At 45.0% G+C, this 20,251-nt stretch carries 16 protein-coding genes and 1 other annotated feature; of the genes, 10 read left to right on the top strand and 6 right to left on the bottom strand.

Annotated features, from left to right (window positions below; genetic code table 11):
• Positions 1 to 172: 172 nt before the first annotated feature.
• Complete coding sequence (locus RTR76_RS07810) at positions 173 to 1,273, bottom strand: hypothetical protein (protein ID WP_312518838.1); 1,101 nt, start codon at positions 1,271 to 1,273, stop codon at positions 173 to 175.
• Between the two features lie 74 nt (positions 1,274 to 1,347).
• On the opposite strand from RTR76_RS07810, the gene RTR76_RS07815 reads away from it, so the two are divergent.
• Entirely contained in the window at positions 1,348 to 2,478 is a 1,131-nt protein-coding gene (locus RTR76_RS07815) for a hypothetical protein (RefSeq protein WP_312518841.1), read from the top strand.
• Between the two features lie 176 nt (positions 2,479 to 2,654).
• Here RTR76_RS07815 and RTR76_RS07820 read toward each other — a convergent pair whose 3' ends face one another.
• On the bottom strand, positions 2,655 to 3,872 hold the full coding sequence (locus RTR76_RS07820) for a glycosyltransferase family 2 protein (protein ID WP_312518843.1): 1,218 nt from the start codon (positions 3,870 to 3,872) through the stop codon (positions 2,655 to 2,657).
• Entirely contained in the window at positions 3,869 to 4,681 is an 813-nt protein-coding gene (locus tag RTR76_RS07825; RefSeq protein WP_312518846.1) for a hypothetical protein, read from the bottom strand. The genes RTR76_RS07820 and RTR76_RS07825 overlap by 4 nt, the downstream gene beginning before the upstream one ends.
• Before the next feature lie 199 nt (positions 4,682 to 4,880).
• Positions 4,881 to 5,131 (top strand) — a binding site (T-box leader).
• A gap of 43 nt (positions 5,132 to 5,174) precedes the next feature.
• On the opposite strand from RTR76_RS07825, the gene RTR76_RS07830 reads away from it, so the two are divergent.
• Together RTR76_RS07830 and RTR76_RS07835 are read left to right on the top strand one after the other, a co-directional pair.
• Positions 5,175 to 5,735 (top strand): shikimate kinase, encoded by a 561-nt coding sequence (locus tag RTR76_RS07830; RefSeq protein ID WP_312518848.1) that lies wholly within the window; start codon positions 5,175 to 5,177, stop codon positions 5,733 to 5,735.
• 79 nt (positions 5,736 to 5,814) lie between these two features.
• Positions 5,815 to 6,198, top strand: coding sequence for a hypothetical protein (locus RTR76_RS07835; protein WP_312518851.1), 384 nt, complete (start codon positions 5,815 to 5,817; stop codon positions 6,196 to 6,198).
• 80 nt (positions 6,199 to 6,278) lie between these two features.
• On the opposite strand, the gene RTR76_RS07840 is transcribed toward RTR76_RS07835, so the two are convergent.
• Positions 6,279 to 6,683 carry a hypothetical protein gene (locus RTR76_RS07840; protein WP_312518853.1) on the bottom strand — a complete coding sequence of 135 codons (405 nt, stop codon included), beginning with the start codon at positions 6,681 to 6,683 and terminating at the stop codon, positions 6,279 to 6,281.
• Between the two features lie 612 nt (positions 6,684 to 7,295).
• On the opposite strand from RTR76_RS07840, the gene RTR76_RS07845 reads away from it, so the two are divergent.
• The 6 genes from RTR76_RS07845 (at position 7,296) to RTR76_RS07870 (ending at position 17,010) form a co-directional block, all read left to right on the top strand.
• Positions 7,296 to 7,841 carry a cob(I)yrinic acid a,c-diamide adenosyltransferase gene (locus RTR76_RS07845; protein WP_312518855.1) on the top strand — a complete coding sequence of 182 codons (546 nt, stop codon included), beginning with the start codon at positions 7,296 to 7,298 and terminating at the stop codon, positions 7,839 to 7,841.
• 108 nt (positions 7,842 to 7,949) lie between these two features.
• The gene (locus RTR76_RS07850; RefSeq protein ID WP_312518857.1) at positions 7,950 to 8,744 is read left to right on the top strand and encodes a PhzF family phenazine biosynthesis isomerase; all 795 of its coding nucleotides are present in this window, start codon (positions 7,950 to 7,952) and stop codon (positions 8,742 to 8,744) included.
• A 70-nt stretch (positions 8,745 to 8,814) separates the two neighbouring features.
• Entirely contained in the window at positions 8,815 to 11,475 is a 2,661-nt protein-coding gene (locus RTR76_RS07855; RefSeq protein ID WP_312518860.1) for a calcium-translocating P-type ATPase, PMCA-type, read from the top strand.
• Positions 11,476 to 11,632: 157 nt separating this feature from the next.
• Positions 11,633 to 13,849 carry a glycosyltransferase gene (locus RTR76_RS07860; protein WP_312518862.1) on the top strand — a complete coding sequence of 739 codons (2,217 nt, stop codon included), beginning with the start codon at positions 11,633 to 11,635 and terminating at the stop codon, positions 13,847 to 13,849.
• A gap of 54 nt (positions 13,850 to 13,903) precedes the next feature.
• Positions 13,904 to 15,958 (top strand): glycosyltransferase, encoded by a 2,055-nt coding sequence (locus tag RTR76_RS07865; protein ID WP_312518864.1) that lies wholly within the window; start codon positions 13,904 to 13,906, stop codon positions 15,956 to 15,958.
• A 146-nt stretch (positions 15,959 to 16,104) separates the two neighbouring features.
• Complete coding sequence (locus tag RTR76_RS07870) at positions 16,105 to 17,010, top strand: DMT family transporter (protein ID WP_312518866.1); 906 nt, start codon at positions 16,105 to 16,107, stop codon at positions 17,008 to 17,010.
• A gap of 10 nt (positions 17,011 to 17,020) precedes the next feature.
• Here the strand turns inward: RTR76_RS07870 and RTR76_RS07875 are convergent, their stop codons facing one another.
• Positions 17,021 to 17,926 carry a sensor domain-containing diguanylate cyclase gene (locus RTR76_RS07875; protein ID WP_312518869.1) on the bottom strand — a complete coding sequence of 302 codons (906 nt, stop codon included), beginning with the start codon at positions 17,924 to 17,926 and terminating at the stop codon, positions 17,021 to 17,023.
• A gap of 177 nt (positions 17,927 to 18,103) precedes the next feature.
• Positions 18,104 to 18,940 (bottom strand): MerR family DNA-binding transcriptional regulator, encoded by an 837-nt coding sequence (locus RTR76_RS07880; protein WP_312518872.1) that lies wholly within the window; start codon positions 18,938 to 18,940, stop codon positions 18,104 to 18,106.
• A gap of 137 nt (positions 18,941 to 19,077) precedes the next feature.
• On the opposite strand from RTR76_RS07880, the gene RTR76_RS07885 reads away from it, so the two are divergent.
• Complete coding sequence (locus RTR76_RS07885) at positions 19,078 to 20,241, top strand: efflux RND transporter periplasmic adaptor subunit (protein ID WP_312518875.1); 1,164 nt, start codon at positions 19,078 to 19,080, stop codon at positions 20,239 to 20,241.
• Positions 20,242 to 20,251: the final 10 nt, after the last annotated feature.

Consider the following 20,251-nt stretch of genomic DNA (forward strand, 5'->3'; position numbering starts at 1 on the left):
CAGGACGATGTAAGTAAATTCCGGATATAAGATCGCCACGCTACGCTCGCGATGACACCCGACTTTACTGTCATTGCGAGGAGTAAAACGACGCGGCAATCTCTTTTTAGGTATATGTCTATACACAGAGTGAGCACTGTTTTGTCTAAGGACAAAACAGTGCTCATTGTATTTATTTTATGAAGTTTTTTTGTTGCAAAACGGTTTCGGCAATAAGTGGCAGCAGATTATCGAAAATATGGGTATTGTCTCCGGCCATATAGCCACCCCGGTTTTCGCCGTCAGAGACTCGGAAGCAAATCATTCGCCGGTAAATATCCAGGGCAAAAGCAGGATCACCTTGCTGAGCTGCATAGAGAATAATCACAGCATACAAGGCAGGCGATTCATAAGGGGACACGGCGGCATGGCTGACTCTGTCGTAATCGGTCATAAGTTTGCCATTGCGATAAAACTCCGTTTTAATAAATTGTATGAGTTCGGGAGATTCGATACTCAGACTCTGTCTGTTAAGGGCAATCAGCATTTGATCAAGCATGTTTACTTTATCGGTGAATGTGAATATCCCAGTAGTAACATCATATGTTTTGGGATAAAACGCAGTAGCGGTAGGCAGCGTTCGGAGCAGCTCAAGACTGCGATTGGCAACAACCGGATAGAAATAAGTTAAGGCGGCTGCCTTTTGTATAGGTGGAGGATACAGATAAGTCAGTGTCAGCGTCCCGGAAGCAGTTTGCGAGCGGTGGTCATAAAAATCTACCAGCTGGCCTTGCCGCATAAGATGTTCATCTACGGCAAGACTGATTTCTTTGGCTGTATCCTGCCACTTTGGATTAGGCCAGAGTTCATTTGCCTGAAATAAAGTATCGAGGATGCGAAGATCATCGACCAAAGCATTGGCAGCAACGTTTTTTTGTCCCTCAGCTGTTACCTGCCAGGCAACAAGATTGCCAGGCAGCAGGTAGTAATGAATAAGTGACTGGTAACATTGCTCAAACAGAACAGCATCGTTTTTAAGAATCGCATATTGCATCCAAAACCCAAGTGATTCAGATAGAGAATCGCGGCCCGCAACAATATCCGGGTTAGGATTCGCTGTACCAGCAGGCAATAAATAAGTGGCTAAGATGCCATTTGGATTAATAAGTTTGGTTTTAATGAAAGCTTCCGTGTCGGAAGCGGTATTTTTGGCCGGCATTGCAAATAATAAGCTAGTAGGAAATATAATAGCACAAAGCAGGATGCAGATCATAAGGTTATGCCTGGATGTCATAGAGTGCCCCCGTGAATATGTTGATTTGTAATGCTATAGTACCATAAAATGTGTCAGGAGAGAGCTGTTAAATTATGAGAGTAACGAGTAAATCGGTTTTTAAAATTGTATTGCTGTTATGTGTAGCGGCAGGAATCGGTACATATCTGTTTTTTTATTATCAGCCGCGCTACACACAAACAGAGCGCTTTATTAAAAAGCATATGCTTAATCCAAATGGAACATTGGCGACCTATCTTGTGGAAACTCCGGTAATTTCCCCTGATCTTGCTCATGGACGGGAAGCTTTATCAGAGTCGCTGGGGTTATGGCTGGAATATGCGGTAGAAAATAAGGATAAAGCATTGTTTCAGCAAAACTATGCAATATTACGGCAGTATTTTTTTGCTCCTGAGGGATTTGTATACTGGAAGATATCACCGGAAGGTCAGTCTGGTGTGACTACCAACGCTCTGGTCGATGATCTGCGGCTGGTCGGTGCCTTATTGGCGGCGTATCAGCTCTGGGGGCAGGCGGAATGGGCCGATACCGCCGGTTCTATTGGCAAAGCAGTCTCACTGTATTTGGCTAAAGATAATACCTTTGTTGATTTTTATGATCGTAAATACAATAAGTCAGCTGATGTACTTACTCTTTCCTACCTGGACCCGCGCCCATTGAAACGCCTGGGACAATTGAATGCTGCTGAGCAGCCTCTTTATGAAAGAGGGGTAGCCGTTATTCAAGCGATACCGAATGACGGGACCTTTTTTCCGAAATCCTATCACTTGCCCTCCAGACAATATGCTTATGACCCGGTAGTTAATCTGATTGACCAGCTGCTAATCGCTTTACATCGAGCGTCTCAAGGGATTCCGTCTCCGGAGCTGACAGCTTTTTTGAAAAATGAATTTCAAATGCAGGGGCTGATCTATGGGGGCTATGACAGAATGACGCACGAAGCGCCTGTAAAGTTTGAATCTCCGTCGGTTTACGCATTGGCCATTTTATATTCGTTGGAACAAAATGATACGGAATGGGCACTTGCTCTTTATAAGAGGATGCTGCAACTGCAGCACCGGAGCGGTGAGTATCAGGGCGGTTATGTGTCGGATAATCAGACTCACATCTTTGATAATGTATTTCCTCTGCTCGCGGAAGTAAGGCTGTATAAGACGAAGATGCTGCCGGTGATGTATATCTGGATGACAGAAGAAAAAAGATAAAGGCCGTTGATAAAGCCCCATCTGCGTTGTCAGGCCTGCGGGAGCTCGCTTGCCGTACCGCCGCTGTACTGTCTTCGCTCGCTTCCTCGGCCTTTCTAGCATCTGGGACTTTCTGAACGGCCTGGGAACGAGGATTCTTAACAAACTAATAAATGGGATTTATCAACGGTATGCACTTAGAAACGGTCCGTCTTATCCCACACCGGGCCGGAACTAGAACCGTGCTGCCTTAGAAAATAGCTGTACGTGCCGCGAATGAGCAGCACAAGGAACAGCTGGGCATAGGTGCAGTACATGATAATTGCAACGAACATATTGGCTGGTGACAAGCGGTTGTCGACAGTCTGGGCACTAATGAGCTGCAGCAGATAAACTGCATAGGAGTAGAACCAGAGCAGCAGCAGGGGAGCGGTGTATTGCTCGTGAATGGCACCGGTCAGTCCCATGATAAGCCACACATCGGAGGCTATCAGCAGTCCGGCAAAGCCCACATAAACAATGAATTGCTGCAGAATATGGACAAGTACCCGACCCCGCAGCCAGCTGCTCTCGTGGAGTGATTTGGCCAATATGTAGATATTGCCCTGACTCCAGCGGGTTCGCTGCCGGAGCCAGACGGCAAATGTCTCCGGCTCCTGTTCCCAGGTAACTGCTTCGGGAACAATTGGCAGCAGACCACCTGCAGCGGTAAGGGTCAGTGTCAGATCGGCGTCCTCTGCCAGAGCATGGGGATCATAGCCACCGACTGCTTCAATCGCTGATCGTGATACAAGCATGTTGGTGCCCGTAAGCGACCCCGTTTTAAATAACTTCCAGCGTCCGGCCTGCATGAGCAGCTGAAATACCTGAAATTCCAGTGAGATCATGCGAGTCAGAATATTACGCTCTTCATTGATTGTTTTTACATATCCGACGGCACCTACTGCATGAGGAGTGGTCATGGCTGTTTCAACAAGCAGTCTGAGCGCGGCAGGCTCGGGCTGATTATCGGCGTCATAAACGGCAAAATAGTCAGACTGAGAAATGGACAGACCATGATTTAGCACACGCGATTTTCCCTTTGGTGTCCCTGGGGGAACGAGAATATGACGGATTTTCGGAAATAAGTCGGCGTAAAACTGGGCAATTTCTGCAGAGTTATCCTGGGAGTTATCATTTAAGACATAAACTGTCAATTCACCCGGATATTCAAGCTTAATCATGGCATCCAGAGTCGAAGCCAGCACAATCCCTTCATTATAAGCAGGAATGAAAATGCTGACACTGGGATAAGAGGGCAGTGTGGGACTGGATCGTTTTTCCACCCGGTACAGAATTCCGGCCACTGTTAAGATTGAATAGTAGCCTAGCAGCAGCCAAAAAAAGAGGCACACAATGAGAAAAAATGTGCTCATAAGCGAATTCCTCGGCTTTTTTGTTGAATAGGCAGCAAGGGAGCGCCAATGATTGTGAATTTTGCATACTCCCAGCTCATAGGAAGTGATTCTATTTGTACCTCGTAGAGTTCAACTGGTACAGGAGCGGCTGCGTGAAGTTTTTCTTTAAAGCGGGATAAAACGAGCGAGCATCCCTCGCGGTTTGTATTCTGCAATAGCAGAAGAAGCTCTGTGGGGGAGCGTTTGCCAACAAGATCATATTGCTCGCGGACTGCCTGCAGGGCTGCGCGGCTAAAATATTCATGGAGGGTTTTTAAAGCAAATTCTTTGCCTTTGGGGCAGATGGTAATTGTAATTAGAAATCCTTCTTCGTGGCGTCGTTTCATAGCCATATGGATATCTTCGGCGCGATATAAGAATTCATTTAACGTTAATAAACCGGCGTCATCTTCGTATTTTTTATACTGGTGCAGTGCTTTTTCTGCTCTTTTTAGATCGAGGGAGAAATTTTTAAAGAAAAGAACGGTCAACCAGAATAGTCCGGTAGTGAGCATGAATAAAAACAGTTTACCAATTACGGCTGTTTGCAGGGGCTTATCCCACTGGTCATAAAAAGCCATGCCCGTATAACCAAATCCAATAGCAAGAAACTCGGCGACCATGACGGCAAAACCGGCGATAGGCCGCAGCCACAATAGCAGCAAATAAGTTATCACTTGCAGTAACCCCGCAACAGTCAGCTCTTGGAACGGTAGCATCAGCGCCTGCGCGATATTGGCTACGGCAAATAAATAGAAAACAGCAAAAAAAGAGGAGTCACGATTCAACTGCAGCACACCTCACCTATCGGACTATCTTTGACAGTGTTGCGATTGTTTACACAATTGTATTCTTGGCTTATTTATAGAGTTTCATTCAGATAGGGAGAGTTTAATACATTTCGAGATTTAGAGTGAGTTGTTAATCTTTTGCCTCAAATATTGACATACTTCCTTGACTGTGTGATAATTTGTGTAACAACATACACTAAAAACGATAAAAAGGATAAGTAACTGTAAATATCGTACAGAGAGCCGGTGGTTGGTGTAAACCGGACGAATGTTTGCTGTGAAATTCACCTTGGAGTTGCAAGTTGAAACTGTAGATTGCTCTGCAGCAAGTAGACTGTGCCGGCAGCCACCGTTACCAGGATAGGATATCGGAAATTTAGTTTCTCGTATCTGAAGCGGTAGTGATACAAGTCGGGTGGTAACGCGAGAGATAATCTCGTCCCTATAGAGGGACGGGATTTTTATTTTATAAAATAAAGGAGCTGATCCTATGGCAGGCAAGCTTGAGACAAGAAATAACATCGTGTTGATTGGTTTTATGGGAACAGGTAAAACAACGGCAGGGCGCCTGTTAGCAGAGCGGACTGGCAGAACATTTGTTGATCTCGATGAAGAGATTGAACGCTTACTGGGTATGCCGGTTAGCGCGATATTTGCTCAATATGGTGAAAGCTTTTTTCGTGAGCAGGAGCAGCAAATCATCAGACAGATAATCTGTAGAAGCAATATTGTCTTTGCAACTGGCGGCGGTGCTGTGCTCTTGGAGGAAAACATCCGTAATCTGCAGCAGTGCGGCCTGATCATTACCTTGAAATGTCAGCCTGAAGTCATCATAAAACGCATTGTAGGCGACACTGCCGTACGCCCTTTACTAAATCGCGAAAACCGGCTGCAGGTGATTACCGAGCTTTTACAGGAACGCTGCAGCCGGTATGATACAGCTAACTTTTGCATCGATACAAGCCTGATCAGTACCGATGAAGTTGTAAAGAAAATGGAAGACCTGATTACAATATGGAAAGACTCTATACTGCTTGCTAAGTCGATTTGACATTAATTTGTCAAAGTACTATCATAATTCCAGTAGATTTATTTGGTTATGTGGTACTATAACAAAGAGGTGACTGCAAGTGAAATATAATGGAGAAAAATCGTTTGTTGGTAAAAGCGGCGTATTTAAAATTCTGCAAGAGAAGTATGGCGAAGCTGAAATTAAGATATTTCTCAAATCAACACCAAGTTATGACGATGAGGTAGATGAGGAAAACCAGGATGTGGAACTGCTTGACCGGACCAACGCTGACATTGTCATTGGAATTGCTTATGATGACATTGATGAAGTTTGGGAAACAAGCAATCTGAAAGTGGAAACATTGGGCTTGGCAGGCGTTAATGAATTTGTATTAGCGTTGTTCGAGCAGCAGGATCAACTCAGCACAGCGGAAGATGTCGTTGAAGTGCTGAAGGAACTGTTAGGGCAAAGTGAAGTTGTCTGGGGCGTCGATTATCTCTAAAAAGTAGGATAACGGAAACAACAAAGGATGGGAACTAAGCTGCAGCCTAGTTCCCATCCTTTTCTCTGTTGCTCAGTACGCTATTTCTTATTATATAAGGCTATTTCGTCAATTGCATAGGCATCCATATTCCAGGAGCCGCCTCTGGGCGGAGAGGAGACAGTGACTCTTTGGCCTACAAAGCTGATCAGATTGCCTGTTGCTAAGGCCGTCTCCAGCAAGCTTTGCAGCCGGTCGTCGGCGAGACGGACTACAACTGTTTTTCCCGGTGTATCACGAAGTTCAATAACGGCATAACAGCCGGAAGACAACGAATAAACATCAATCATTGTCACATGTCCATACAACTGCACGGTTGGTGGTAGTAATACAACATCAGAAACTGGTGGAGCAGGTACCACGGCAGCGAAACCAGGCTGGGAGAGAGGGAGATGTAACAATGCAGCCAACATAGATAGCACGATCACACGCAATAGAATACTCATGATTGTAATCCTCCTAAGACTCGAGGGGACGGTTCTTTTGAGTCAGTTGCTATATATGTTACATGAATTGAATCGGCGGCTAAGCTATAAAATTTGACCTATACTTAAAAGTGTAGCAGTGGAAATAGTATTACCATATATCCAATCAAATTCTGATAAAAGTTGGAATATAAGTGCGAAGCTATACAAAAGCATCTCGGGCGAAACTGCAATAAGCAAAGATAAGTAAGCAAAATGATCTGGTAGAGTAAACAGTACAGGATGTAAGTACTCGGCAAATAGTAAGTATTACAGGGATGTGAGAAAGCTTACCTTTGACTCATTAGAACCGTCCCTGTGAGTCAAAAGCTTATGCCTTGTTCACTGAGTGGGACATGGGACCTGTCCCCTTGTCCCACTGATGGATTTTAATCTAGTTGCAGCTAAAATTTTATTAGGATATGATTGAGATTAAAATTTTGTAAAAAGACAAGTTTTATACATCACAAAAGGAGGAGTTATAAAAAGTGAGCAGAAATATATATATTAAACAATAATGATAATTAATATCGTTTAATAAAAAATATCTTTATTCTTAGATACTATAATATAAAAATAAATGAGGTGTTTCGTATGATGATATATACTCGAGGCGGTGACAAAGGGAAAACCAGCTTGCTGGATGGTACCCGTGTTCCTAAGAACAGTCCCCGAGTGGACAGTTACGGCACTATTGATGAACTGAACTCTACGCTGGGATTTGCAAAAAACTTCATGGAAGAACCTGTAATGCGGGAGAGAATTCATATTGTGCAGCGCGAATTATTTGGCGTAGCTGCAGAGCTAGCTGATCCGTCGGGCCGGGAGTTTTCTTCCAAATTAACAGACGAGTATATTACCCGTTTCGAGGGCTGGATTGATGAATATGTTGCCAAACTTAGCCCTGCTACGAAATTTATTGTTCCAGGCAGCAATAAGGAATCCGGCATTTTGCATATGGCCCGCACGGTTTGCCGCCGGGCGGAACGCCTAATCATTAGCCTGGACGAGCACGAACCGGTCAATCCACTTCTGCTCAAGTATGTTAACCGCCTGTCGGATGTCTTGTACATTATGGCCCGTACCGTAGAGGAGCGGCAGGAACTAGTGACGGAATATAGCGATCACCCGATGCAGTAGGTTCTCTGCAATCTTGTCCTGCCAGATTATGAACAATTTGGCAGGACTTTTTCTCTTTGATTGGGAACTTAATGGAGTATTATAGCGTTACAGGAGGAGAGAGGAAAAATGGGACTAACTATGTATCAGGTTGATGCCTTTACGAGCGAGCTCTTTAAAGGTAACCCGGCGGCGGTTTGTTTGCTGGACCAGCCCAGAGAAGATAGCTGGATGCAAGCGGTAGCTTATGAAATGAATTTATCAGAGACAGCCTTTCTTTTACCTGAAGCGGATGGTTACCGTCTGCGCTGGTTTACTCCAAAGACGGAAGTGAAGTTATGCGGCCATGCAACATTAGCAAGTGCTCATGTCTTATATACAGAAAAGCTGCTGCCTGCCGACCATGAAGCCCGGTTTTATACCTTAAGTGGCTTACTGACAGCTAAATACGAGGTAAACAATGGCTTGATCGAACTCAATTTCCCGGCAGCTTTGCCGTTTGCTTGCGAACCGCCGCCAGGACTGCTGGAAGCGCTGCCGGTCAAACCGCTCTATATTGGCCGCGTAAATGACGACTACCTGCTCGAAGTTGCGACAGAAGAAGAGGTAAGGGCAGTCATTCCTGATTTTCCACGATTGGCCGAGGTCGTCCGAGGGGCAATTGTGACGGCAGCCTCTGCGGCAAAAGAATACGACTTTATATCCCGCTTTTTTGCACCGTTAGAAGGTATCAATGAAGATCCCGTTACCGGTTCAGCCCATTGTAAGCTGGCGCCCTATTGGCAGGAGAAATTGAAAAGAGATACCTTTACCGCTTATCAGGCGTCGGAGAGAGGCGGTTTCCTGCAGTTGACTATGACAGGAAATCGTGTGCAGATTGGTGGCAGGGCTGTGACTGTACTTAAGGGGCATTTGCTGGTGTGATGCCATATACATATCCTTCGACTTCGAGGGTTAAACTGAAATAATTAGCGGAAAGGAATGTGACTGCGATATGTGGTTCTCCAAATCACAGGAAGAAGCGCTTACTGAATTTGATGTCAATCCAGCTACAGGCCTGACTAGTCAAGAAGCCCAGGCCAGACTTACGAAGTACGGAGAAAACAAACTGAAGGGCAAGCCCAAGAAAGGGCTGATTGCCTTATTCTTTGCCCAGCTGCAGGATATGCTAATTTACGTTTTGCTGGGAGCGGCGGTCATTACCGTTTATATTGGTGAATATGTGGATGCCATTATTATCCTGCTGGTTGTTGTCTTAAATGCAGTTATCGGGGTTGTTCAGGAATACAAGGCAGAAAAGGCCATCGAAGCGCTTCAGGAAATGACCACTCCCCGGTCGTTGGTCCGGCGGGACGGAGAAGTACAGGAGATCAACTCAGAAGAATTGGTGCCTGGCGATATTGTTGTTCTTGATGCCGGCAGATTTGTACCTGCTGATCTTCGACTCATTGAAAGTGCTAACCTTAAAATAGAAGAATCCTCCCTTACGGGAGAGTCAGTACCCTCGGAAAAAAACGCGGCTGATTTACATGAGGACCCGAAAACTCCTATTGGGGACAAGACAAACATGGCCTTCATGTCAACCTTGGCTACCTATGGCCGGGGGGAGGGCATTGTTGTTGCAACTGCAATGGATACGGAGATTGGCAGAATTGCTACTATTCTAGATGAAGATATCGAGGAAATGACTCCGTTGCAGAAAAGGCTGGACGAACTGGGGAAAGCCTTAGGTTTTATCGCTATTGGCATTTGTGCCTTGATTTTTGTTATTGCTTTATTTCAAAAGCGCGATCTGTTTGAAATGTTCATTACGGCTATCAGTTTGGCTGTAGCCGCTATACCGGAAGGTCTGCCGGCGATTGTTGCGATCGTTCTTGCTCTCGGAGTTACCCGCATGTCCAAGATTAATGCGATAGTGAAAAAGCTGCCTGCGGTTGAGTCGCTTGGCTCGGTGAATATTATTTGTTCCGATAAGACGGGCACGCTTACTCAAAACAAGATGACGGTGGTAAAGCTCTATACCTACGGAAATGAAAAGGATGTCCCAGCCGAAGGGGTAGCACTGGAGGCAGCGGCAGACGAGCAGGAATTGATCAAATCCTTTGTCCTGTGCTCAGATGCAACCTATGAGAATGGACAAAGCACAGGCGATCCCACGGAGGTTGCGTTAGTTGTGTTAGGTGATAAATACAACCTTGCCAGAAAAACGCTGCATGCCGAATACAAGCGGGTGGGCGAGAATCCCTTTGATTCTGACCGGAAGCTCATGTCCACTCTTAATAAGGAAGAGAATGCTTATCGGGTTCATACTAAAGGAGCCATTGATAATATTCTGATGCTGGCAAAGTATGCCTTGGTAAATGGACAAGCTGTTCCGCTAACGGAGCAAATGAAAGCTACTTACCTACAGGTTGCCGAAAAAATGTCTGATAGCGCGCTCAGGGTGTTGGGAACAGCATTTAAAAATACGGATACTGCCATTAGTTCTGGAGAGATGGAACAAGACTTGACGGTCATTGGGCTGGTGGGGATGATTGATCCGCCTAGACTTGAGGTTAAGGACTCCATAACGGAAGCCAAAAATGCCGGTATTACACCGGTAATGATTACAGGCGATCACAAGAATACAGCCGTTGCTATTGCCAAGGAGCTGGGAATTGCCTCTTCGCTGGAACAGAGTATTACCGGCGCAGAACTGGATGAATTATCAGAGGAAGAATTCGTAAGCCGCATCGACCAGTACCGGGTTTTCGCCAGAGTATCGCCGGAGCATAAGGTGAAGATTGTGAAAGCTTACCAGGCTCATGGCAACGTTGTGTCGATGACCGGTGATGGTGTGAATGATGCTCCCTCCTTAAAAAATGCCGATATTGGAGTTGCCATGGGAATCACAGGTACAGACGTTTCTAAAGGCGCCAGCGATATGATTCTTACCGATGATAACTTTACGACTATCGTTCATGCAATCGAAGAGGGCCGGAATATCTACAATAATATTAAGAAGTCGGTAATCTTCCTGCTTTCCTGCAACTTAGGTGAAGTAATTGCTATCTTCTTTTCCGTCCTGTTTTACTGGCCGGTACCGCTGATGGCCACGCAGTTATTGTGGATCAACTTAATCACCGATACCTTGCCTGCTATTGCGCTGGGGGTAGATCCCGGCGATAAAGATGTCATGAAGAAGAAGCCCCGTAATCCGAAGGAAGGCTTCTTTGCTAAAGGTGCTGGTTTTCGAGCCGTGCTTGGTGGTACGCTGATAGGAGCATTGACACTGGCAGCTTTCTATTTTGGCTTACGTGAATATGGCTATAGCTTAAATTCAAAGACGATACCGGAAGAAGTGTTAACCTATGCCAGAACAATGGCCTTTGTAGTACTAGCCGGTTCGCAGCTGTTTTTCTCTCTAGCGATGCGTCATCCCACTAAATCGATATTCCAAATTGGCTTATTCTCGAATAAGTTTCTGATTGTAGCAATTATAATCGGATTTATGCTGCAGCTAATGGTTATTTCTGTACCCTTTCTTGCAAGTGCCTTTAAAGTGCAGATGCTTTCAGCAGCTGACTGGGGGCTGGTGGTTCTGTTCAGCCTGGTGCCGCTTATCCTCAAAGAGCTGTCCAAGCTGTTTATGAGAGAAGAGAATGAAGCTAGTTGAATAGTACTGAATACAATAACGCGGCGCATAACCGAAAACAAGGCACCTTACAAATTTGTAAGGTGCCTTGCTTTTGGGTGCGATAAAATTTAGTGGCAATTAAGAGAACTCAATCATATAATACATTATTGGAATTCGCTGGAAAGAGGTGCAATTCGTGATCAGTATTATTGTCATAACCTACAATAAACTGGAATATAGCAAGCTTTGCATTGACAGCATTCGCAAATATACGAAGCAGGGAACTTATAAAATTATTGTTATTGATAATTGTTCGACCGATGGAACAATAGCGTGGCTGCAAGAGCAGTCTGATCTTCGCGTAATACTAAATTCCGTAAATGTCGGTTTTCCCACAGCCTGTAATCAGGGAATTATTGCTGCCGGCGGAAATGACATCATGCTGTTAAATAATGATACGATTGTTACGCCAGGGTGGCTGGATAATCTGGAGAAGTGCCTCCTGAGCGCTGATGATATTGGTGCCGCCGGAGCCGTTACCAACAATTGCTCTAATTTCCAGACTATCCCCTGTAAGTACGACAGTATTAATCAAATGCTTAATTTTGCCCGCGAGTTTAACCGCTCTGATCCCACTCTTTGGGAGAATAGGAAGCGGCTGGTCGCCTATTGTATGTTGATTAAGGCAGAGGTAATTAAGAAAATTGGATTACTGGATGAAATTTTTACACCTGGAAACTATGAGGATGACGATTACAGCGTTCGCATACGCAATGCCGGTTATCGCCTGCTATTATGCCGCGATACCTTTGTTCATCATTTTGGCAGCATCTCTTTTGGTGCTCAATCGGCTCAGTTTACCTTACTTTTACAAACAAATAAGCAGAAATTCATTGATAAATGGGGATTTGGGCCTCACAGTACTCCATCATCCAACCGGATCGAAGACGAGGAATTAAAGCAGTGGTTTGCGTATGAACACAACTTTAACTATTACCGCCAATATATAGACAATGAGCGTTGTAAATTCAACGAACTGCTAGACCAGGCGGAATATGCTTTTTTAACTGGAGACTGCGAAAAAGCAATGACAATGATCATGAATTCAGCCAATACTGCTCACCATTCGCATCCTGGCTTTTTGACTTCACCGCGACTGGAGCGTCTTCTGCGGAGAATTGCTGCGACCAGTGAGGTTCAGCCTGCTTTTCCTATGATAGTAGTACCCAAAGCTGCAGATAAACGAAATGTTTTACATATTCTTAGTCAGGGATATTCCGGAGGTGGACACACCAAAACGGTAAAAAATTGGATTCAAATGGATACTTGCTCGGCACACTCGATCCTCATCACATTAAATAGTGACACTACTCCTCCAGAACTATCCGCTGCTGCGATGGAGTCCGGAGGCTGGTATATTGCACTCGATAAGGTCGGCCTTTCTCTGGTTCAGCGAGCAAAACTGGTCCGGGACATGGCAAACTCAGCGGCGGATATTGTTGTACTTCATATTCATCCCCATGATCCGGTTGGGGCGGTGGCATTTGCTGTCAGCAGTAATTCACCGGTTATATTTGTCAATCATGCTTATCACGCTTTTTCAATCGGTATGACTTGTGCTGATATCGTGGTCGATCATGGAACTCCGGCCCAGCTGATTACGCAGACCATCAGAGGGATTGGCAAATCCAGCCGCTTGCCCTTGCCGATGGAAGCGCCGCCGGAGCTTGAAGAGAAAGGAATTGCTAAGGAAAAACTCGGGATTGATGAAAAAGAGATCGTATTCTTAACCACAGCAAAAGCATTCCGGTTAGCGCTCTGCGGCGATTATAATTTTAAAAACTTGCTTAAGGATTTATGCGGTAAATATCCCAATGCCACATTTTTTGTTGCAGGTATAGCAGAATCAGGCGAGTGGGCGCAATTAAAGAGTGAATCCAATAATCGGATTAAAGCATTAGGGACAGTTGGTGATCTAAGGATCTACCAGAGCGCGGCTGATATTTACCTTGATTCTCTTCCGTTAGGGTCACCTGAAGATGCGCTGACGTCGGCGATTTTAGGAATCCCTGTAATCGGACTGAACGGAGTTATTGCCGGTCAGTTTGACAGCGAAATCGCATCCGCAAATTGCAAAACTCACTTTACTAACAGGGATGAGTTCTATACGGCTTTGGACCGGCTGGTAGCGGATGCCGATTATCGCCGCGAAACAGGGAGGAGATTACAAGTGGAAATCCTCCAAAATCATCATTTGGATTGGGCTAAGAGTCTGGAACAGCTATACTCTTCGCTTCCCAGCTCACATACGCTGTCAGATATACCGGTATTGGAAGAGAAGCCTGGTCAGAGCGACATTATCTGGTCCTATTTTCAGCATCAATCCGGATTAATCCACTCCCGGTTTGGTTGAAAATCTGGACTTACAGGCTGAGTATGGCGATAAGGCATAAAGTGAGAGGGAAATATGAAAACAAGCATAATTATCTGGACCTATAATCAGTTATATTATTTACAGCAGTGTATTGCAAGTATTCGCCTATACACTGCTTCCAGCACTGTTGAAATTATTGTTATTGATGACCATTCGACTGATGGCACGAACGAATGGCTTGGTAAGCAGCCGGATATCCTCCGAATTTGTAATGAAGAGCCCAAGGGATATCCCGCAGGCTGTAATCAGGGGTTGCAGCTGGCCTCCGGTGACAATCTGCTGTTATTGGATAATGATGTTGTTGTAACGCAAGGTTGGCTTGATAATTTGCTCCATTGTCTGTACAGTAACGAACAAATAGGGGCAGTGGCACCGGTTACAAACAACAGTGCCTATTACCAGTCTGTTGCGGTTACTTATCAAAATTTGCAGGAAATGCAGGCGTTTGCCCGCAACTATAACCGGCCTAATTCGCAGCTTTGGGAAGAGCGGATCAAGCTGGTTGGCTGTTGTATGCTCATAAAGCGAGCTGCAGTTGAGGCAGCAGGTGAGTTTGATGAAAACATGGAACCGGGATATCTTGCGGAAGAGGATTATTCCTTTCGTATCCGGTTTTGTGGATATAAGCTTTTGTTTTGCCGGGATACCTTTATCCACCATGCAGGAGCCGAGCATTTTACTAACAGGCCGGGCGGACATTATGAATTGCTAAATCAAAATTTAGAAAAGTTTGGTGCTAAATGGGGGTTTAATCTCACCTATTCCACCTGGATTCGGCAGGATATCACGGGGATGATGGAAAACCCAAAAACACAAGCCATTACAGTTTTGGAAATTGGCTGCGCTTGTGGAGCAACGCTGCTGAAAATTAAGAGTGATTATCCCCAGGCAAAGCTTTATGGAATTGAGCTGAATGAGCAAGCGGCGTTAAGCGCAAAGTTATTTGCCGATGTCATTGCAGCTGATATTGAAAAAACAACATTGCCCTACGAGGAAGAATATTTCGATTATGTAATTCTGGCAGATATTCTAGAACATTTGACTGATCCGTGGAAAGCACTGGAGAATATTCGCCCTCATTTAAAGGCAGGGGGGCAGATTTTGGCCAGTATTCCCAATGTTATGCATTTTAGCGTACTGCGGAATCTGCTGCAGGGTAACTGGACTTATGAAGAAGCTGGAATTTTAGATAAAACCCATCTTCGTTTTTTTACCCTCAATGAAATAAAGAAGCTGTTTACCAGTACCGGCTATCATGTTGGCAGCTACCGCCCGAATGTGATTTATGAATCACCTGGCGATCAGGAATTTATCCGCAATCTGGCTACCATTTCCGGCAATAGCCTGCTGCAGGAGCAGTGCCGGGCTTATCAATATATTATTAAAGCCCGCAGGCCGGTTGGTGCTTGCCCCACTTTCTCCGCGCAGCGGATCTTGGATGACAGAAAAATATGTTTTGTTATCTGCGAAGGAGACGCAGCAAATTTCCGGCAATGTCTTTCACATATAGAGGGACTCGAAATCCCCTCCGGCTACGAAGTGGAAGTAATGAATGTCACGAATTGCGTTTCGATGGCTTCTGCCTACAACCGGGCAATCAGCCAATCAAACGCCAAATATAAAGTATACCTTCATCCGGATGTAAGCATCATTCATAAGACGCTGATACAAGATATGATCACAATTTTTGCTAACCCGAAAATTGGCATGCTGGGTGTTGTCGGCTGCTCCCAGCTTCCGGCTAATGGCATTTGGTGGGAAGCTGCCAATAAGTACGGTAAGGTCTATGACAGTCACTCAGGAGCAATGGGACTGGTTGCTTTTCAGGAGATTGAGCAGCCTTATCAGGAGGTTCAATGCGTTGACGGGCTGCTGATGATAACCCAGTATGATTTTCCTTGGCAGCAAGAGATTTTTGCCGGATGGCATTTTTATGACCTGGCTCAGTGCCTGGAATGTATTCATGCCGGCTACAGTGTGGTAATTCCCAGGCAGCAGCAGCCGTGGTGTATACACAACTGCGGAGTTGTGAATGTAAGCAACGGTTATGAAGATGACCGCAAGAGTTTTGTTGCAGCCTATTTATAGGTTATGCAGCGAATAAGCAGCAAAAACCAGGCACCTGTAAAATCCTCCAAGGCGGATTCACAGGTGCCTTTATATTTATATAGTTCACATTTCCATTCAATATGCTATTATAGATAATAGGATTATTATGTTTGGAGTGCTGAGTTTTGGATGAAACAGAGGAACGTCACCGCGCATTGAGTGCTTTAGTTTTAGTTGTTTTTCTTTGGGGAGTCAATTCTATATCCATTAAATATTTGACGCAGTTTTTTCCGCCGCTGGCGCTGGCACCAATCCGTCTTTCGCTAGCTGCTGTCTTTTTATTGCTCATTGCCTTCTTCCGGCATGGCTGTCACAAAGTAACCCGCAAGGCCTGGCTCTCGATAACCGGAATTGCCGTATTGTCAATTTTCCTGCATCAAATTGCGCTTACCTTTGGGATTAAGGCTACCAGCGCAACTCACTCAGTTATCATACTTGGTTCAAGTCCTTTATTTACAATTTTGCTCGCTAATGTGTTTTTTAAAGAAGCCTTTACGTTAGAAAAGTGTATGGGGATAGTGTTGGGAATGGGAGGCCTTTTTGCTATTGTTTGCGGAAGGACTCAAGGCGGCGCAACTTTTGAAGGTGACTTGCTGGTTTTTGTTGCCATGATCACGTTTGTCTGTGGGTCTTTTTTTGTGAAACAGGCCACAATAACGGTTCCTCCGCTGGTTGTAACGGCATATAGCCATTGTCTGGGGGCTGCAGGGCTTATGCTGCTAGGACTCACTGTAAATCCGGTCTGGACGTATTCTCCGGAAAGTCTCTCAGTCAAGACATTAGCAGTTTTACTGTTCTCCAGCTTTATCAGTACGGCAATAGGGGCGGTATTGTGGAATATGGGGATACAAAAAGTAGGCGCAACCACGGCATCCCTGTTCCAAAATGCCTCGCCTATTATCGGCGTATTTGCATCGGCATTTTTTCTGGGGGAACAAATAAGCTGGCAGCACCTTGCCGCTCTGTCCCTGGTTCTGCTGGGAGTGGTTTTCGGCGCAGGGATGCTGAAACTGCCGGTACGTTCTGCATAATACAGCAGTATTATCCTACGGTAACACGATTACGTCCGGTACGTTTACTTTGATACATAAGTGTATCAGCACGACTTACTAAGGTTTCGAGAGTATCTACGGAGGTAGTAAGCGTTGCCCCTATTGATATTGTTACTTCGATGACATATCCGGTGGCTGAAATCTGAGTCTGCTGCACAAGCATTCTTAATTTGTTTGCTACCCGCGCCAGTACCGCAGTATTAAAAGTACCGGTTAATACAATCAACAGTTCTTCACCGCCCCAGCGTATGACATAGTCGCCTTCACGAATTGCACTTGCTAGTGTTTTGGATATGGTTTTAAGAACAACATCTCCAATATGATGTCCGTACACATCATTGACTGTTTTAAATTTATCAATATCTGCAAAGAGCACTGCCATGCTGCGGCCGCCTAACTGGTGCTCGGCAAGTTTAGCGTTAAGAATAATTTCGCCGTAGCGGCGCGTAAACAGCCCGGTGAGCTGATCAATGTTCGCTTTATCTTTTAACTGCTCCAGTTCGCGAAACAAGGTTTCATGGGGGGAATTATCGACAAAAGCTTCTACAACTCCCGAAATAGAGCCATCTTCTGCCCAAAGCGGAAAAATGCGAATTGACACAGGTACACGATAGCCCTTTTTGTGGCGGAAAAACACGTTGAGTTCTCGTGTTAAGCCGTCCGAGAGAGTAAGTGAAACCGGACACTGGTTTTCACATAAATTCTCACCATTTTGATCAGTATGAGCGAGCATGTTTGTACAGTGCATATTTGCAATTGCTTCGTCCCTGGTATAGCCGGTGATGATCTCTGCACTACGATTCCAGAAAGTCACTCGTTTGTTTATATCAAGGCAATAGACTCCATCAAAAAGGTTGTCTAATATATGTTTACAACTGCTGCTAGGTGAATACATGCTGCCACCCCTCTAAATCAAAATATCTCATTTCAACCATTTAATTTCTAATTAAGTAATACTCCTATATTATGGCAGATTACCAAAAATTTGAAAAGTTTACTTTGGTAGTTTGGAAAATAAAAATGCTATAGTTAACAAAAAAGCATTGGTCAAATGAATTGACTAATGCTTTCTTTATAAATATTCCAATAAGACAGAAATTCGGGCTTCACAATAGTAGGGATCTTCGGCCACTGCAGTAGTGTCATCCAGGGTACTTTCCACATAAGCGTGGTTACTGAAGGTAAGGGAATGTTCTTTTGCATACTGCACAAGCTGTTGAAAACGTTGATCGATTTCCGTCCAGTTCCCCTTGTAATAACCGACAAGGTAATGCCCGGCCGGTTTATAACCCAAGCTCATCGAAGTATTGCTCTTTTCATCAATACGGTAAAAACAGTTGGTAAATTGACCGAAGTCTTTTTGCTGCAGCTTCTTTGCATCAAGCATATACCCGCAGGGATAGCCGCTGTAGGTGCGACTGTGGTAGCAGTCCTGCATAAAAGATAAAATAACCTTCATAGCCTGTTCAAATGGGATTTCGCACAGCGAGCTGCTGATTAATATTGGCTGCTCCTGTACCTCTACAACTTCAAGTTTTGTATAATCAATTGCGGGATTGGTATTTAGATTATTAATCTTAGTCTGCACGACCTTTTTCAGCCAGGTAAGCTCAGCAATTTGCTGTTCCAGTAATTGATGCTGATTAGTGAGTAGTTTTTGAGAGGTCTCAGGAGTACAGTAAGCCAGATGTTGTTTGATTTCCTCAAGTGGAACCTGTAGTTTGCGCAGCAGCTGGATGGCATCAAAGAGGCCGCTTTGGCCGAACGTATAATACCGGTAGCCGTTTTCTTTTACAACGGCCGGTTTAAATAGGTCAATACTGTCATAATACATGAGCGTCCGTTTGCTGACCCCATATAGGGCAGCAAATTGGCCGGTAGTAAAATGTTTCTGTAAGAAGTCATCCATTTTGATTTTCCTCTTGACTATAACGTTACTGTATAGTTTATGATACCTTAGCAACCCCAAATAGTCAAATTCAGGAAACGGCATGAAGCTGGGAAATGGACTGAACTTGACAGGGGAAATAAGGAGGTCGGACAGCCGTGTTTTCAGCAGCAAAGGCTAGCAAAAGTTACTGCATAGGATTGATTTTGATCCTAGTTGGGGTCCTTCTTGCCGGGTGTGGCAGTGTACCGGCGCAGGTGCCGCCCAAAGCAGTGCAAGTTAAAGCAGTGAAGGTTATCCAGCAGGATGTGGCAAAGGTTCATGAATATGCCGGACAGATACAAGGTAAAAATGATGTAAAAATTCAGGCTCGTGTATCGGGAAACATTGTTGAAAAAATGGTTTCCGGTGGCGATATGGTTAAGGCCGGTCAACCATTGTTTCGCATAGACAGCATTCAATATGAGAGCACCTTGCTTTCGGCACAGGCGCAACTGGTACAAGCCGAAGCAAATTGGGAAAATTCACGGCTTGATACGGAACGTTACCAAAGTTTGCTGAATGCGGCAGCTATTGCAGAGCAGCGGCTGACTACGCAGAAGGCGACCGAACGTCAGAATGAAGCGATTGTGGCTTCGTACCGGGCGCTGGTGAAAAAAGCACAGGATGATTTCAATAGTACTTTGGTTGTTTCACCAATAGACGGACGGATAGATGTAAATGATGTTGGCATTGGAACGTATGTACAGGCAGGGACTACTACCTTAGTAACGGTTGGTGCTCAGGATCCGGTATTTGTACAATTCAACATGAGTGAGAACGAATACCTTAACCTGCGTCAGGCTTCGCAGGACCAGGTTGTAAACAGCGGCTGGGGTGAAGATGTAAAGATTACCTTAAGCAATGGAGCAGTATATCCGCTAAAGGGAAAAGTTACGCAGGCGGATCGGAGTCTGGCCAATAATAGCGGCACGTTAACCTTAAAGGCATCCGTTTCCAATCCTGACGGGATTTTAATTCCCGGTATGTTCGCCAGAGTGAAAATTGCCGGGGTACCTGTAAAAAATGCGATGCTGGTTCCGCAGCGGGCAGTTCAGCAGGTATTGGATAAGGCTCTGGTTATGGTTGTCGGTGAAGGTAGTAAAGCAGAGCCCCGTCCGGTGATCCTTGGCGATAAGGTTGGCAGTTATTATCTGGTTAAAGAAGGGTTAACAGTGAACGACACAATCGTAGTGGAAGGCTTGACAAAGGCTCAGGAGGGGATGGCGCTTGACGTGACCATCGTTACTCCGGCGGAGTTGGAGCTGTCTGTTAACTCGTAGGAGGTGAAAA

This window comes from Anaerospora sp., assembly GCF_032013335.1.
In the GTDB taxonomy this organism is placed as follows: Bacteria; Bacillota; Negativicutes; order Sporomusales; family DSM-15969; genus Anaerospora.

What these genes read in the sequence shown, in the direction of transcription:
- RTR76_RS07810 (WP_312518838.1), bottom strand. Translation starts at nt 1,273, where the DNA reads ATGACATCCAGGCATAACCTTATGATCTGCATCCTGCTTTGTGCTATT.
- RTR76_RS07815 (WP_312518841.1), top strand. Translation starts at nt 1,348, where the DNA reads ATGAGAGTAACGAGTAAATCGGTTTTTAAAATTGTATTGCTGTTATGT.
- RTR76_RS07820 (WP_312518843.1), bottom strand. Translation starts at nt 3,872, where the DNA reads ATGAGCACATTTTTTCTCATTGTGTGCCTCTTTTTTTGGCTGCTGCTA.
- RTR76_RS07830 (WP_312518848.1), top strand. Translation starts at nt 5,175, where the DNA reads ATGGCAGGCAAGCTTGAGACAAGAAATAACATCGTGTTGATTGGTTTT.
- RTR76_RS07840 (WP_312518853.1), bottom strand. Translation starts at nt 6,683, where the DNA reads ATGAGTATTCTATTGCGTGTGATCGTGCTATCTATGTTGGCTGCATTG.
- RTR76_RS07845 (WP_312518855.1), top strand. Translation starts at nt 7,296, where the DNA reads ATGATGATATATACTCGAGGCGGTGACAAAGGGAAAACCAGCTTGCTG.
- RTR76_RS07850 (WP_312518857.1), top strand. Translation starts at nt 7,950, where the DNA reads ATGGGACTAACTATGTATCAGGTTGATGCCTTTACGAGCGAGCTCTTT.
- RTR76_RS07855 (WP_312518860.1), top strand. Translation starts at nt 8,815, where the DNA reads ATGTGGTTCTCCAAATCACAGGAAGAAGCGCTTACTGAATTTGATGTC.
- RTR76_RS07865 (WP_312518864.1), top strand. Translation starts at nt 13,904, where the DNA reads ATGAAAACAAGCATAATTATCTGGACCTATAATCAGTTATATTATTTA.
- RTR76_RS07875 (WP_312518869.1), bottom strand. Translation starts at nt 17,926, where the DNA reads ATGTATTCACCTAGCAGCAGTTGTAAACATATATTAGACAACCTTTTT.
- RTR76_RS07880 (WP_312518872.1), bottom strand. Translation starts at nt 18,940, where the DNA reads ATGGATGACTTCTTACAGAAACATTTTACTACCGGCCAATTTGCTGCC.